The organism is Miniimonas arenae, assembly GCF_006351005.1.
Taxonomy (GTDB): Bacteria; Actinomycetota; Actinomycetes; order Actinomycetales; family Beutenbergiaceae; genus Miniimonas; species Miniimonas arenae.
The window spans coordinates 69,443-83,683 of the sequence record NZ_VENP01000007.1 but is presented as its reverse complement, the minus strand read 5'-3'; the positions used below and the strand labels follow the sequence as shown (position 1 = coordinate 83,683).

The 14,241-nt window shown below is 72.3% G+C and carries 10 protein-coding genes; 6 read left to right on the top strand and 4 right to left on the bottom strand.

The genetic code is table 11. From position 1 onward, the window contains the following. Both FH969_RS03555 and FH969_RS03550 read right to left on the bottom strand, forming a co-directional pair. On the bottom strand, positions 1-210 hold a 210-nt coding region (locus tag FH969_RS03555), incomplete at its 3' end, for a magnesium transporter (RefSeq protein ID WP_342776989.1). A gap of 54 nt (positions 211-264) precedes the next feature. Then, entirely contained in the window at positions 265-1,284 is a 1,020-nt protein-coding gene (locus FH969_RS03550) for a LacI family DNA-binding transcriptional regulator (protein WP_218975251.1), read from the bottom strand. Between the two features lie 289 nt (positions 1,285-1,573). On the opposite strand from FH969_RS03550, the gene FH969_RS03545 reads away from it, so the two are divergent. From FH969_RS03545 to FH969_RS03525, 5 genes are all read left to right on the top strand, one after another. Then, a complete protein-coding gene (locus FH969_RS03545) occupies positions 1,574-2,824 on the top strand; it encodes an ABC transporter substrate-binding protein (protein ID WP_180359650.1) in 1,251 nt (416 codons plus the stop codon). Between the two features lie 71 nt (positions 2,825-2,895). After that, positions 2,896-3,873 (top strand): carbohydrate ABC transporter permease, encoded by a 978-nt coding sequence (locus FH969_RS03540; RefSeq protein WP_139986153.1) that lies wholly within the window; start codon positions 2,896-2,898, stop codon positions 3,871-3,873. Then, a complete protein-coding gene (locus FH969_RS03535; protein WP_246071685.1) occupies positions 3,840-4,664 on the top strand; it encodes a carbohydrate ABC transporter permease in 825 nt (274 codons plus the stop codon). Before FH969_RS03540 ends, FH969_RS03535 begins: the two co-directional genes overlap by 34 nt. A gap of 3 nt (positions 4,665-4,667) precedes the next feature. Further along, entirely contained in the window at positions 4,668-5,636 is a 969-nt protein-coding gene (locus tag FH969_RS03530) for a glycoside hydrolase family 43 protein (RefSeq protein ID WP_139986151.1), read from the top strand. Positions 5,637-5,724: 88 nt separating this feature from the next. Continuing rightward, the gene (locus tag FH969_RS03525; RefSeq protein WP_139986149.1) at positions 5,725-7,254 is read left to right on the top strand and encodes an alpha-N-arabinofuranosidase; all 1,530 of its coding nucleotides are present in this window, start codon (positions 5,725-5,727) and stop codon (positions 7,252-7,254) included. A gap of 290 nt (positions 7,255-7,544) precedes the next feature. Here the strand turns inward: FH969_RS03525 and FH969_RS03520 are convergent, their stop codons facing one another. Next, positions 7,545-10,538, bottom strand: coding sequence for a DUF5107 domain-containing protein (locus FH969_RS03520; RefSeq protein ID WP_139986147.1), 2,994 nt, complete (start codon positions 10,536-10,538; stop codon positions 7,545-7,547). A gap of 228 nt (positions 10,539-10,766) precedes the next feature. Continuing rightward, complete coding sequence (locus FH969_RS03515) at positions 10,767-11,678, bottom strand: helix-turn-helix domain-containing protein (protein WP_246071684.1); 912 nt, start codon at positions 11,676-11,678, stop codon at positions 10,767-10,769. Between the two features lie 204 nt (positions 11,679-11,882). Here FH969_RS03515 and FH969_RS03510 point away from each other — a divergent pair, with 204 nt between their 5' ends. Then, positions 11,883-14,228 carry a beta-galactosidase gene (locus tag FH969_RS03510; RefSeq protein WP_180359649.1) on the top strand — a complete coding sequence of 782 codons (2,346 nt, stop codon included), beginning with the start codon at positions 11,883-11,885 and terminating at the stop codon, positions 14,226-14,228. The last annotated feature ends 13 nt before the right edge of the window (positions 14,229-14,241 follow it).

Genomic DNA, 14,241 nt, shown 5'->3' with positions numbered 1-14,241 from the left:
CCCGTCGACGAGGGTCGCGATCCTCGGCGCGGACACCACGGCCGGATCGACCCGCAGCCTCTTGAGCACGAGCGGGATCACCCACGCGATGAGCGCCGCCCCGACCACGATCACGGCGAGCGAGATCGAGACCGTGAGCATCACCTGCGCGCCCACGCCCAGCGTCCACGCCCGAAGGAGTCCGGCCGCGGCCATCGCGAGCGCCACCAGGAGCCCGGTGGCGTCGGGCCGTCCGATCGACAGGCCGACGCTGTCGCCCGGGGGTCAGGCGGTCGACGCGCGCGCGGCGATCGACGCCGGCGCGACCAGGTGCTGCGGCGGCTCGGTCGATCCCGCGATACGGCTCAGCAGCAGGTCCGTCGCGCGCTCGACGATCCACCCGTTGTGCGGGTCGACGCTGCTGAGGCCAGGCGGGACGTGCTGGACCAGGCCGAGGTCGTCGAACCCGATGAGCCGCACGTCCTGCGGGACCCGGAGCCCGGCGTCGTGCAGCGCGGCCCGCACGCCGAGCGACACCTGGTCGGTCACCGCGAACACCGCGTCCGGCAGCGCGCCGCGCTCCCGCGCCCGAGCGAGCGCCTCGGCGACGACACGGTGCGCCGTCGCCGCCTCGAGGTCCGGCATCGGGACGAGCAGGTCCTCGGGGGGCTCGAGACCGGCGTCCCGGTGCGCCGCGCGCCACCCCTCGCTGCGCAGCTCCGACGCCCCCGTCGACGGACCCGACGGCGTGCCGCCCGCCATCGCGACCCGTCGGGACCCGCGCTCGAGGAGGTGGGCGGTCGCGAGGCGCGCGCCCTCGACGTTGGCCATCATGACGTGGTCGAACCGCTCGGGGACGACCTGCTCGCCCAGCAGCACGATCGGGAGGTCGGTGCGCAGGCGGTCGACGTCGTCGTAGTGCAGGCCGACCACGCTGAGGATCACGCCGTCGTACATGTGCAGGCGGGCGTGCGAGACGGCGGACAGCTCGCCCTCGCGGCTCGCGCCGCTCTGCTCGACCGCGAGGTGCAGCCCCTTCTCGCCCAGCAGGGTGGCGAACCGCCCGGCGAGCTCGCCGAAGTACGGGTGGTCGAACCGGGGGACGACGAGCGCGACGGTCCCGGTGCGACCCGCACGCAGGCGCTTGGCCGTGAGGTTGACCTCGTAGCCGAGGTCCGCGACGACCTCGAGCACGCGCAGGCGCGTCTCCGCGCTGACCCGTGGCCGGCCGTTCACCACGTTGGAGACGGTCATGACCGAGACGCCGGCCACGCGCGCGACGTCGCTCATCGTCACCGGTGCCATGCGTCGTCACCCCCGCCCGTCAGCTCGCCCGCTCGCCGGCCGCGCCGCAGCGAGGATCGTTGCTTGATCGTTAACATCTGCGCCGCCCTGCGGGTTGACGTCCGCGGGCGGCGGCTGTCACAGTACCCGTCAGCACCCAGGTATATCGATAAAGCCTTCGCCCGCGAACGTTCCCGGGCGAGTGTCGGACCCCTGATCAACCACTGACCGAGTGGGGGCCGACGACGTCCTCGAGCATGCCGACGAGTGCCGATGAGTGCCTCTGATGAACGGACACGAAGGAGTTCCGATGAGCAAGCGCCCCCTCCTGGCCGGCGCCGCCCTGGCCGCGGCCCTGGCGATGACCCTCTCCGCCTGCGGCGGTTCCGACGGCGGCGGCGACGCCGACGGCACCACGACGATCACGTTCCTCTCCTGGACGGGGGAGGAGCAGATGACCCCCGTCCTCGACGCCTTCGGCGAGGCACACCCGGAGGTCAAGGTCGAGGTCTCCTACTCCCCGCCGGTCGCGGAGTACATCCAGACCCTCCAGACGCAGGTGCTCTCCGGCACCGCACCGGACGTCTTCCTCATCGCGGCCGAGAACAAGACGAACCTCATCGACGGCGAGCACGTCGTCGACCTGTCGGGCGAGGACTTCGTCAAGAACGTCGAGCCGTTCAACCTCGAGACCTACGGCCGCGACGGCGCGTACTACGGCCTCTCGCTGTCCTCCTGGGCCGCGGGCTACGCCTACAACATGGACCTGCTCGCGGAGGTCGGCTACGACTCGGTCCCGGAGACCTGGGACGAGTTCCTCGAGATGTGCCAGAAGCTCAAGGACGCCGGCATCACGCCGTTCCTCGAGAGCGTCGACCAGATGCCGACCACCGTCTCGGCCATGATCGGCGCCAAGTCCTCGGAGATGGACCCGAGCCTGGACGACCTCATCTTCTCGGGCGAGTCGACGTTCGAGGAGCAGTGGACGCCGGTCCTCGAGGAGTACAACCGCCTCTACACCGAGGGCCTCGTCTCCTCCGACGTCGTGGGCCTGGACGGCGACATGGTGCGCGACGAGTTCGCCGCCGGGCGCGTGGCGATGTTCAACGCGGGACCGTGGAACATCGCCGCGATCGAGGAGGCCGCACCGGACCTCAACTGGACCTACGCCATGATCCCCGGGCTCGAGGACGGCAAGCCGTTCGTCGCCGGCGCCGCGTCGCCGGGCTACGCGATCAACTCCGCCTCGGACGAGGCGCACCAGGCCGCGGCGAAGGTGTTCCTCGGCTGGCTCGCCTCCCCGGAGGGCGTCGAGATCGCGCAGAAGCAGACGAACGACGTGACGGTCACGAGCGACTTCGACCCGCCGGTGGACCCGATCTTCGAGCCGATGGTCGAGTCCATCCGGTCCGGTCAGCTGTACCTGCCGATGATCTCCTGGCAGCGCTCGGAGGACGTGCTCAACGTCGAGGCCGTGGCGCAGATCCAGCGGATGATCCAGGGACAGATCACTCCCGAGCAGGTCGCGCAGGCGCTGGACACCAAGCTCGCCGCGTCCTGATCGTCCCGACCCCCCGCCCGGCGCCGCGCCCGACCGCAGCGCCGGGCGGGGCCCCGAGAGGTGAGTGATCCATGAGTGCAGTCGCAGTGCGCCCGCCCCGGGCGCTGAGCAAGAGGGGCTCCCTGCGCGGCGGGGCGTCCGGGGGGTGGAAGCAGATCGCCGTCAACCAGGCGTTCCTGCTGCCCGCCCTCTTCGTCTTCGTCTTCCTCTTCGTCGTCCCGCTGGTGCAGACGTTCTACTGGAGCCTGACCGACTTCACCGGCTACAGCCCCGAGGCGAACTTCGTCGGCCTCGAGAACTACACGAAGATCCTTCAGGACCCGTCGATGCTTGCCGGCCTCGGGTTCACCCTGCTGTTCGCCGTCGGCACGACCGTGCTCATCACGGTGCTGGCGATCCCGCTCACGGTGCAGCTGAACAAGGTGTTCTTCGGGCGCAACTTCGTCCGGTCCGTGTGGTTCTTCCCCGCCATCCCGTCGATGGCCATCCTCGGGCTGGTGTGGCGCTACGTGCTCTCGCCGCTGGAGTCCGGCGTCCTCAACTCGGTGCTGGCCCGGTTCGGCGTCGAACCGATCGGCTGGCTCTCGGTCGACTCCCTCGCCCGGCTGTCCGTCATCGTCGTCGGCGTCTGGGCGGCGACCGGCTGGCACGCCGTCCTCTACACCGCCTACCTGCAGTCGATCCCCGGTGAGTACTACGAGGTCGCGAAGATCGACGGCGCGTCCCCGCGGCAGCAGTTCTTCGGCATCACGCTCCCGCTGCTCACCCCCGCCGTCGTGATCAGCACGTTCCTGCTCATGACCGGCGGCCTCAAGGTGTTCGACCTGCCCTACACGCTGACGAACGGCGGGCCGGGGTTCGCCACGTACACGATCACGCAGTCGATCATCGTGTCCGGCGTCGGACAGGGCCGCTACGGCCTGGCCTCCGCGCTCGCCGTGATGTTCACGGTCGCGGTCGGCATCCTCTCCTTCAGCCAGCTCGCGCTCACGCGCTACATCGAGCGGAGGTTCGTGTGGCCAGGCCGCTGTGGCGCCGCATCCTGCTGAGCGCCGTCATGATCCTGCTGGCGTGCTTCATCGGGATCCCGCTGTACTACATCGTCGTCAACACCTTCAAGACGCAGGGTCAGATGGTGACCTCGCCGCTGGCGCCGCCCACCGAGCTGTTCCTCGGCAACTTCCAGGAGGTCCTCACCGACCCGCGGATGTACCGCTCGTTCGCGAACACGCTCTACGTGACCGCGCTGTCGGTGGTGCTCCAGCTCGTCGTCGGGGCGCTCGCGGCGTTCGCGATGATCATGCGGACGAGCCGGCTCAACCTCCTCATCGGCAACATCCTGCTCATCGGGTTCATCGTCCCGGGCCAGTCCACCCTCATCCCGCTGTACCGCACGCTCGTGGGCTTCAAGCTCGTGAACGACCTCAACGGCCTCGTCGTGATGTACATGGGCGGCGCGATCTTCTGCTACTTCCTCATCCAGGGGTACATGCGGACGCTCCCGTTCGAGGTGATCGAGGCGGCCCGGCTCGACGGCGCCGGCCCGTTCCGGATCTTCTGGCACATCGCGCTGCCGCTCATCAAGCCGATCCTCGTGACGGTGGGCGTGTTCCAGACGATGTGGGTGTGGAACGACTTCCTCATCCCGACCGTGTTCATCTCCAGCCCGGACAAGCGCACCGTGGTGCTGCAGGTCTACAACGCGGTCTCGGAGTTCACCACGGACTGGCCGATGTTCATGACCGTCTCGGTGGTCGCGCTCATCCCGATGGTGATCTTCTTCGTGTTCACGCAGCGCCACATCGTCTCCGGGCTGCTCGCCGGCAGCGTGAAGGGCTGAGCCGTGACCGACCTCGATCCCTACGGGTATGTCCTCGTGCACTTCGTCGAGGACCACGTGGGCCACGGCGAGCGGCTCTACCTCTCGCTCTCGGTGGGCGACGACCCCCTGCGGTGGCGTCGCCTCAACGGTGGTGAGCCGGTCGCCGAGTCGACCCGCGGGGCGAGGGGCATCCGTGACCCGCACCTCGTGCGCCGGCACGACGGCGAGGGGTTCCACGTCGTCGCGACCGACCTTCGCGTGTGGACCGGACAGCCGACGATCGACTGGGACCACCTGCACCGGCACGGCAGTCGCGACCTCGTGGTGTGGGACTCGCCCGACCTCGTGACGTGGTCGGCGCCGCGGTACGTCACCGTGGCGCCGGCCGAGGCCGGCATGGCGTGGGCGCCCGAGGCGCACTACGACGAGGCCTCGGGGGAGTACCTCGTCTACTGGTCCTCCACGCTCTACGCGCCCGACGACGTCGAGCACGCCGGGGAGTCCTACAGCCGCATCCTCGTGGCCCGCACGCGGGACTTCGCGACGTTCGGTCCGGCGCAGGTGTACCTCGACCAGGGCGAGGAGGTCATCGACCTCACCGTGTACGTCGAGAGCCCGACGCGCGACGGCGAGCACACCCGGGTGCACCGGTTCGCCAAGGACAACGGCGGGGACCGCGGGGTCTTCCAGGAGACCGGCTCGGCGTTCCTCGCCGACGACTTCGTGGCCACCGCGGACGGGCTGGGCCGCGAGCTCGCCGTCGGGGTCGAGGCGCCCCTGGTGTTCCGCCACCACCACGAGCGCCGGTGGTACCTGTGGGTGGACAGCTACGAGCTGGACCCGCAGGGTTACCGTGCTCTGACCACGACCGACCTCGCGTCCGGCCAGTGGGACCTGGTCGAGGGGTTCGAGCTGCCGGCGAACACCAAGCACGGCACGGTGCTGCCCCTCATGCGTGCCGAGTGGGAGCGCCTGGACCGCGCGCTCTGAGCGCGCACGCGTCCCTCCCGACCAGACCCCTACCAGGCCCCGACCAGACCCCGACCGTCCCACCCGACCCACACTCGAGGGAACACCCATGTCCGACTCGCTCGTCGCCGTCGTCGATCTCGACCTGCCCGGTCCCACGATCTCCCGGCACGTGTACGGCCACTTCGCCGAGCACCTCGGCCGCTGCATCTACGGCGGGTTCTACGTGGGCGAGGACTCCGACCTGCCGCACGAGGGTGGGATCCGGCTCGACGTCGTGGAGGCGCTGCGCGCCGTCGCGATCCCGAACCTGCGCTGGCCGGGCGGCTGCTTCGCCGACGACTACCACTGGCGCGACGGCATCGGCCCGCGCGAGGACCGCCCGCGGATGGTCAACTCGCACTGGGGCGACGTCGTGGAGGACAACTCCTTCGGCACGCACGAGTTCATGCACCTGTGCGAGCTGCTCGGGGCCGACCCGTACGTCTCGGGGAACATCGGCTCCGGAACCGTGCGCGAGATGAGCGAGTGGGTGGAGTACCTGACCCGCGGCGACGACTCCCCGATGGCGTCCCTGCGGCGCAGCAACGGCCGGGACAACCCGTGGCGCGTGCCGTTCTGGGGCCTGGGCAACGAGGCGTGGGGCTGCGGCGGGAGCATGCGCGCGGAGCACTTCGCCGACCTCGCGCGGCAGTACGCCACCTACGTGCGCAACCACGGCGACAACACGGTCTACAAGATCGCCGCCGGCGCCAACGGGGACGACTACGCGTGGACCGAGACGCTCATGAAGTCGCTCTCCTGCCTGGGCTGCTCGCGCGAGCCGCAGAGCTACTTCCAGGGCCTGTCGATCCACTACTACACGATGACCGGGACCTGGGGGGTGTCGAAGGGTTCGGCCACGGAGTTCGACGTCGAGGAGTACTACGTCGCGATGCGCCGCGCGCACCGGATGCGCGAGATCGTCGCCGGGCACGCGGCCGTCATGGACTGCTACGACCCCAAGCGGCGCGTCGGCCTCGTCGTCGACGAGTGGGGGACCTGGTGGGACGTCGAACCCGGCACCAACCCCGGCTTCCTGTACCAGCAGAACACCCTGCGCGACGCGCTCGTGGCCAGCGTGCACTTCGACGCCTTCCACGACCACGCCGACCGGGTGGTGATGGCGAACATCGCGCAGACCGTCAACGTGCTGCAGGCGATGATCCTCACCGACCCGGACTCCGGGGCGCTCGTCCTCACGCCGACCTACCACGTGTTCGAGATGAACGTCGGGCACCACGACGCCGCCTCGCTCGCGGTGCGGGTCAAGGGCGACGTGCCGACGCGTGAGGTCGAGGGAGCGCAGCTGCCGTTGCTGTCGGCGTCGGCGTCCACCAAGGACGACACCGCGCTGATCTCGGTGTCCAACCTCGACGCGGAGGAGCCGCGCACCGTGGTGCTCGACCTGCGCGGGCGCGACGTGACCGCCTCGAGCGCGCGGGTCCTCACCGCCGCGACGCTGCAGACGCACAACACGCCGGAGGCGCCCGACGCCGTCGCACCGGTCGCGCACGACGGCCTACGTCCGCACGCCCTGGGTCTCGAGCTGGACCTGCCCGCCCACTCGTACGTGACGGTGTCGCTCGAGCTGGGCTGACGTCAGCGCGGGCACAGCCACAGCGGTTGGGTGTGTACGCGCCGCGCATGCGGCGTTGCCGGACCGCCGGGGCCGGACGAGCCGCTCGTTCTTGCGGATCTCGGCCTACGCCGGGCATCGCGAGCCGCACGCGCGAGGGCGCGTGGAGCCACAGCGCTTGCACGCATGGGCGGGGCCCGGTCGACGCCGGGTCCCGCCCTCGTGCGGGATGCGGGATGTGGGATGCGTGGTGTGGAGACTGGTCAGGCCGATGCCGGCGTCGCACTGGCGCGTGACGCGTGGCGCTGGGGTCAGCGTCCGCCGGTCTCGCCCCGGGTGAAGAGGAGCAGCTCCGGCAGCGACGTCGCGAAGTAGTCCGTGACGCCGGAGGCGTGCCGGGCCACCGGCGGCACGAACTCCGGGAGAGCCTCGCCGAGGTTCGCCGGCGGATCGGCGAGCGGGAGCCCGAGCGCGTCGCGCGCCGCGTCCCAGGCGGCCAGGGTGCGGCCCTCCCCGCCCTCCCACGGGTGGAAGCGCCGCGTGGTGAGCACGTCGAGCGCCTCCTGCGCCCGGCCGCAGGCGGTGAGCAGCCCCACGTACTCGATCGTGAGGTCGTCGCGCGTGAGCACGAGGTGACGCACGGGCTCCAGATGCGCGAGCCGCTCGGGGTTCGTGTGTCCCAGCCGCGCGGCGAGCTGGTCCTGCTCGTAGCGCAGCCGGGCGTCGTCGGGGGCGAGCGCGACCGCCTGCTCGTACCGCCGCCAGGCGAGCGCGTCGTCGTGGGTCACGTTGTAGGCGGCGAGGCCCGCGTTGCGCAGGAGCACCGGGTCCTCGGCGCCCGCGGAGACGGCGGTCTCCCACCGCTCGGCGGCCTCGGGTCGCCGGTCGTGCGCGTACAGCAGCATGCCGAGCAGCGCCGCGGCGCGCGCGTCACCGGGATCGGCGTCCAGTGCCGCCACGAGCACGTCGTGCTGGTCCAGCCCGTTCGGGAACGCCCAGGTGGCGTCGCTGGCGCGTGCTGCCGCCCGGTGCTCGGCCGCCTCGTCCGCCTGCCCGAGGTCCGCGAGGATCGCGGCGGCCGTGTAGTGCGCGATCGGAGCCCAGCTTCCGGCCGGCGTGCTCGGCGCCGCGGCGACCTCGGCCAGGTGCGCGAGAGCCTGCTCCACCTCGCCCGCACCCCACAGGTCGAGGGCGACGTCGTAGCGGATCCCCGCGTCGGTCGGAGCCGGCCGATCGGCGAGCACGCGGAGCGTCGCGTCGAGCGGGTCGGCGCCGAGCGCGGCCGCCAGGACCCGGTCGGCGTCGTCGGGGCGGCCGAGCCGGCGCAGCAGTACGGCACGCAGAGCCGGACGTCGGGCGTCGTGGCCCACCACGCCGTCGAGCGTGTCGAGGACGCGCAGCGCCGCCCGGTTGCGCCCGCGTGCCGCGAGCGAGCGCGCGAGCTCCAGGCCGGCCGCGGGCGCCCAGGTGCCGTCCCACCCCGCCTTGCCGAACGCCGACTCGGCCTCGGCGGTCCGGCCCAGCCGAGCGAGCGCGAGCCCGGCGAGGTAGAAGGCCTCGGCGTCCTGCGGGTTGGCGTTGCGTCGCGTGAGTCGCGCGAGGGCGGTCTCGGCGTGCTCGAGCGCGGCGGAGTACCGCGCGGCGCGGTAGTCCCGATCGGCGAGCGCGAGGTGGGTGCCGACGTGTCCGGGGTCGCGGCGCAGGGCCTCGGACCAGTAGGGCAGCGGGGAGCGGGTGGGGTGGCGGTACTGGGCGAGGTGCACGCCGATGAGGCAGAGCTCCTCCACGGAGTCGATCTCCTCGGGCGCCGCCGGCTCCGAGGCGACCCACGGCTCGCCGTCGGCGACCTCGGTGGGCGCCCAGGCCACGAGCAGGCGACCGGCGGCGTCGCGCAGCTCGACGCTGACGCCGTCGGGCTCACCGTCGGCGTGCAGCGAGACCGGGACGCCGGGCACGGCGTCGACGGTGGCGCTCGCGAGCGTGACGTCCCCCCGGCGGATCAGCAGGCGCGCGCCCGGGCGCGGCGAGGTGACGGCGAACGAGGCCGTGATCCCGTCCTCGCGGTCGACGCTGACGGCGGCGTCCGGTGTCGCCTGATGGGCCGGCCCGATGGCGGGGATCGGGTACCAGTACTGCGTGAAGAGCTTGGTCTCGCCGGGCAGGAGCCACGTGAAGTCGGGCTGGTTGTCCGTGTAGACGCCGGCCATGAGCTCGACGTAGGGCCCGTCGTCGTCGGTGAGCTGCGCGTCCCACGCGTGGCCGAAGGGCGCGTCGCCCCACGTCCACTGCTTCTTTCCGGGGGAGATCCGGCGCTCGGCCCAGTGGACGAACCCGGCGCCTGCGCCGTGGTCGTAGCCGCCGAAGAAGTCCTGCTGGGAGTCCACCACCATGTACGACGTCGGCACCGGGATGTTGCGGTACCAGTCGATCCGGTCCGCGCCCGGCGTGACCTCGGCGCGTGCCGGGTAGTCCACGCCGTAGTAGGGCCGGTCGGCGTGCGGGAAGGCGGTGAGCGCGCGCCGCGCGTGATCGGCCACGTAGCGCACGTCCTCGGGGAAGAACGACTGGTAGTCGTCGTTGACCGCGGCGGCGACGTTCGCCCACCACAGGAACGTCTGACGCTCGCTCGTGCGGTTGTGCAGCCTGACCACGAGCTCGAGGACCGAGCTGTGCGCGCGCAGGCGCACGCCGTGCTGGGCGGACATCCGGTCGAACGGGTCGTGGTCGTGGCACCACACGGTGACGGTGCCGTCGTCGTCGTGCTCGATGGTCGTCTCGACCGGCAGGTAGGTCGCGGGGCGGTGGTGCTGCGGCCAGTTGAGCTCGACCCCGCCGCTGATCCACGGCCCGCCGAGCCCCACCAGCGCGGGCTTGATGACGTTGTTGCGGTAGAAGAAGTCGTACCCGGTGCTCTTGTCGTAGCCGATGTGGATCCGTCCGCCCAGCTCCGGCAGCACCACGAGCCGGACGTAGGAGTTCTCGAGGTGGACCGCCTGCCAGTCCCGCGCGACGCCGTCGTCCGCGACGCTCTCCACGAAGGGGAGCGGATAGACGCGCCCGCTGGAACCCTGGTAGACGCGCTGGTCCAGGTACATCGGGTAGGCGCTGGGCGTTCCCGCCTCGTAGGTGGTGATCGTGAGGGGCTCGCTCCACGCGACCGCCGCGCCGGACGTCAGGCGCGCCGCCACGTTCGCGGAGGCCTCGGGTAGGAGGATCCGCGCCCGCTCGCGCGGCGTGGCTCCGGTCGCGAGCGGGAGCGGCCGGTGCCGTCGGGTGGCATCGGCGGTTCGCTCGGTGGTGGACATCGCGGGACCTCTCTCGGGGCGTCGGAGCTCGGCTCGTCGTTCTCGGCTCGCCGCGCTCAGTGCCTCGGTGCGGGCTGCCTCGGTGCGGGCGGACCTGGACGGGTCGCCGTCGGTGCTCACGACACTAGGAAGGTGCCGCGCGGGTGGGCATGGCGGGACCCGCTGGTTCCATGGACGAAATCGCGGCCGGGGCTACGCCGTCGTGGTACCGCCCGGCCTCGTCGCGGATCAGGCCTGGCGCTCGCGGTAGGCGGTCGGCGGCACGCCGTGCGTCTTCGTGAACTGCCGGGAGAAGTACAGGGGATCGTCGTACCCGCACGCACTCGCGACGGCGGCCACGGGCATCGTGCTGCTGTCCAGCAGCTCCCGCGCCCGGGCCATCCGCAGGTCGTTCTGGTAGCGCAGGGGCGGCACCCCGACCTGCTGCCGGAAGAGCGCCCCGAACTGGGACGTGCTGAGGCCGACCATCGTGGCGAGCTCCTCGACGGCGGTCCGGCGCGGCGCCGTGGCGCGCAGGTGCTCGACCGCCCGCTCGATCGGGCCCAGGGTCGACCCGCGGGTACGTCGTCCGGTCGCGATCACCTCGGTGAGGGCGTTCCACGCGGCACCGGAGGCGCGGACGAGGCCGCCGGCGGTCGCTGCGTCGAGGCCGTCGACGACCCGCGCGAGCAGAGCGGTGACGGTCCCGGCGTCGCGCAGGTGGGAGAGCACACCGCCGGTCGCCGCGTGGGCGGCGTGGACCAGCTCGGCGGCGTCCGCCCCGGTGACGTGCATCCACCACAGCGTCCAGGGGTCCCGTTCGGACGCGACGTACTCGTGGGAGACCCCCGCGGGCAGCAGCAGCGCATCGCCGCGCTGCACGTCGAATCGTCCATCGGGGGTCCGGCACCAGCCGGCGCCGCCCGAGCAGACCATGAGGATGTGCTCCCGGGAGCCGGCCGGACGGGTGCGGCCGTGCCGCGCGGCGTGCGGGAAGAAGCCTGCGTCGGTGACGAGGAGTCGCCTGGTCACCGGCCGGGTGAGCGCCGCGCTCACCACCGGTCGCGCGACCACCACCATGCGCTGTCCCGCGAACCCCTCGCGCAGGTACTCGGGCGTGGCGCGCGGGGATTCATCCATGGTCCACATCGAATCGGCCATCCCCGCGAGGGTCAACGCTCGCCTACCGTGGAACGCTGTCGCGGGCCGCCCGCGCCCGTCACGCCTCGCAGGAGAGACATGAGCACCACGAGTCCCACGCCGTCACCGGTCGAGCCCGGGCGGACCACACCGGCTGCACCGAGCGGGCCGGCTGCACCGGCTGCACCGGCCGGGCCGGCTGCACCGGCTGCCAGGCACCTGCGCGTGGGCCGCCCGAAGGAGCCGCGGCGCGGGCACCTCGCGCTCGGCGAGCCGGAGGGCACGCCCGACCGGATCGACGTGACCAGCCGCTCTCTCGAGCGCGGCGGCCGGCCGTGGTTCCCCGTCACGGGTGAGATCCACTACTCCCGGATCGACCGCGAGCGCTGGGACGAGGTGCTGGGCCTCGCGCGCGCCGGCGGCCTCGACACCGTCGCCACCTACGTGTTCTGGCAGGCGCACGAGCCGCGCCCGGGTGAGTTCGACTGGTCCGGCAACCTGGACCTGCGGGCGTTCATCCAGCTCGCGGCCGAGCACGGGCTCGACGTCGTCGTCCGGATGGGCCCGTGGGCCCACGGTGAGGCGCGCTACGGAGGCTTCCCCGACTGGCTCGAGGAGCTCGGCCTCGCCACCCGCACGAACGACCCGGAGTACCTGACGCTCGTCCGACGGCTGTTCGCCGAGCAGGCGGCGCAGCTCGTGGGACTCACGCACGCGGAGGACGGGCCCGTCGTCGGGCTCCAGATGGACAACGAGCTCTACGACCAGCCGCAGCACCTCGCCACCTTGCGGACGATCGCGGAGGAGCTGGGTCTGCGGGTGCCGATCTGGACCGCCACCGGCTGGGGCGGGGCCCAGGTTCCGGAGACGCTCCTGCCCGTCTACTCGGCCTACGGCGACGGCTTCTGGGAGGAGACCACCACCGAGTGGCCGGAGTTCGCCGCGTTCCACTACCGCTACTCGCCCGTGCGCGACGACCTGAGCGTGGGCAAGGACCTGCGCGAGAGCCTCGACGGCGTCCTGCTCGACCCCGACGCGGTCCCGCTGAAGGACGACGAGCAGCTTCCCTACGCCACGTGCGAGCTCGGCGGCGGGATGCACGTCGCGTACCACCGGCGCCCGCTGATGACCGCGGCGGACGTCACCGCGCTCTCGCTGGCCAAGCTCGGCAGCGGGTCGGTCTGGCAGGGCTACTACATGTACGCGGGCGGGACGATCCGGCGCGGACCCTGGGGAACCTCGCAGGAGTCGCACGCGACCGGCTACCCGAACGACGTCCCGACCCTGACGTACGACTTCTACGCGCCGATCGGCGAGTTCGGTCAGCTGCGTCCGCACTTTCATGCCCTGCGCCTGCAGAACCTGTGGCTCGCGCTCGACGGCGAGGCGCTCGCGGCCATGACCGCGAGCGTCGGGGGCGGCAGCGAGGACCCCGCCGAGCTGCGCTGGGCCGTGCGCTCCGACGGCGAGCGCGGCTACGTCTTCCTCACCACCTACCAGCCGGCTCGGCGCCCGGTCGACGGCCAGGAGTCCGTCCAGGTCACGGTGGAGCTTGAGGGCGGTCCGGTCACCGTGCCGTCCCGGCCCGTGGACCTGCCGGCGGGCGTCAGCGTGGCGTGGCCGATCCGCTACCGCCTTACCGACGCGGTGACGCTGCTGAGCGCGACCGCCGCCCTCGTGACCCGGGTCGGTGCGCCCGGCGCGAGCGACGTCGTCGTGCTCGCCGCCACCGACGGCGTGCCCGCCGAGGTCGTGCTCGAGGGCGACGTGGCGGTCGCGGGCGCGGGGCGGGTTACCCGCGAGGACGGGCGCACGATCGTGGCGATCGACGAGCCCGGCGCGGACTGCGTCGTCGAGCTCCCGGGCGTTCGCCTCCTCGTGCTCGACGAGCGCACCGCCGACGCGCTGTCCGTCCTGGACCTCGGCGGCGCACCCCGGCTCGTCCTGACCGAGGCCGGCGCGTACGCGCGGGACGGCCGGCTCGTGCTCCTGTCGGAGCGGGCCACCGCCCGAGTCTCGCTGTTCCCCGCGGCGCCCGGCCTCGTCCGGGCCGTCGCGGGTGAGGCGCGGGACGAACCACCGCGCTCGATCTGGACCACGCTGCGCGTCACTTTCCCCGGCGCGGGGACGACCCGCCTCGCCGAGGGGCTGTCCCTCGAGGCGCCCCGCCCCCCGGCGCCGACCAGGGGAGGGCCGCTGCACCGGCTCTCGGCCCCGACGGACTTCACCGGCGCCGCCCGGCTGCCGATCGACCTCCCGGTCGAGCTCGTCGACGGCGCCGACCGCAGCCTGCTCCGCGTCACCTGGACCGGTGACGTCGGCCGCGCGGTGATCGGCGAGACGGTCGTGAGCGACACGTTCTGGCACGGGCGCGTCTGGGACGTCGACCTGACCCGGGAGCGGGACGCCCTCGCCCGAGCGAAGCTCGTCCTGGAGCTCCTGCCGTGGCGCGCCGAGACGGGCGTGTGGGTCGACCCCAGCGTGCGGGACGTGCCGGACGGGATCCACGTGGACGCCGTCGACGTCGTGCGGGTGGGTCGCGCGGTCCTCGAGGTCGCCCCGGCCGACTGACGCGAGGGCGGGG

What these genes read in the sequence shown, in the direction of transcription:
- FH969_RS03525 (WP_139986149.1), top strand. Translation starts at nt 5,725, where the DNA reads ATGTCCGACTCGCTCGTCGCCGTCGTCGATCTCGACCTGCCCGGTCCC.
- FH969_RS03540 (WP_139986153.1), top strand. Translation starts at nt 2,896, where the DNA reads ATGAGTGCAGTCGCAGTGCGCCCGCCCCGGGCGCTGAGCAAGAGGGGC.
- FH969_RS03515 (WP_246071684.1), bottom strand. Translation starts at nt 11,678, where the DNA reads ATGGCCGATTCGATGTGGACCATGGATGAATCCCCGCGCGCCACGCCC.
- FH969_RS03545 (WP_180359650.1), top strand. Translation starts at nt 1,574, where the DNA reads ATGAGCAAGCGCCCCCTCCTGGCCGGCGCCGCCCTGGCCGCGGCCCTG.
- FH969_RS03550 (WP_218975251.1), bottom strand. Translation starts at nt 1,284, where the DNA reads ATGGCACCGGTGACGATGAGCGACGTCGCGCGCGTGGCCGGCGTCTCG.
- FH969_RS03520 (WP_139986147.1), bottom strand. Translation starts at nt 10,538, where the DNA reads ATGTCCACCACCGAGCGAACCGCCGATGCCACCCGACGGCACCGGCCG.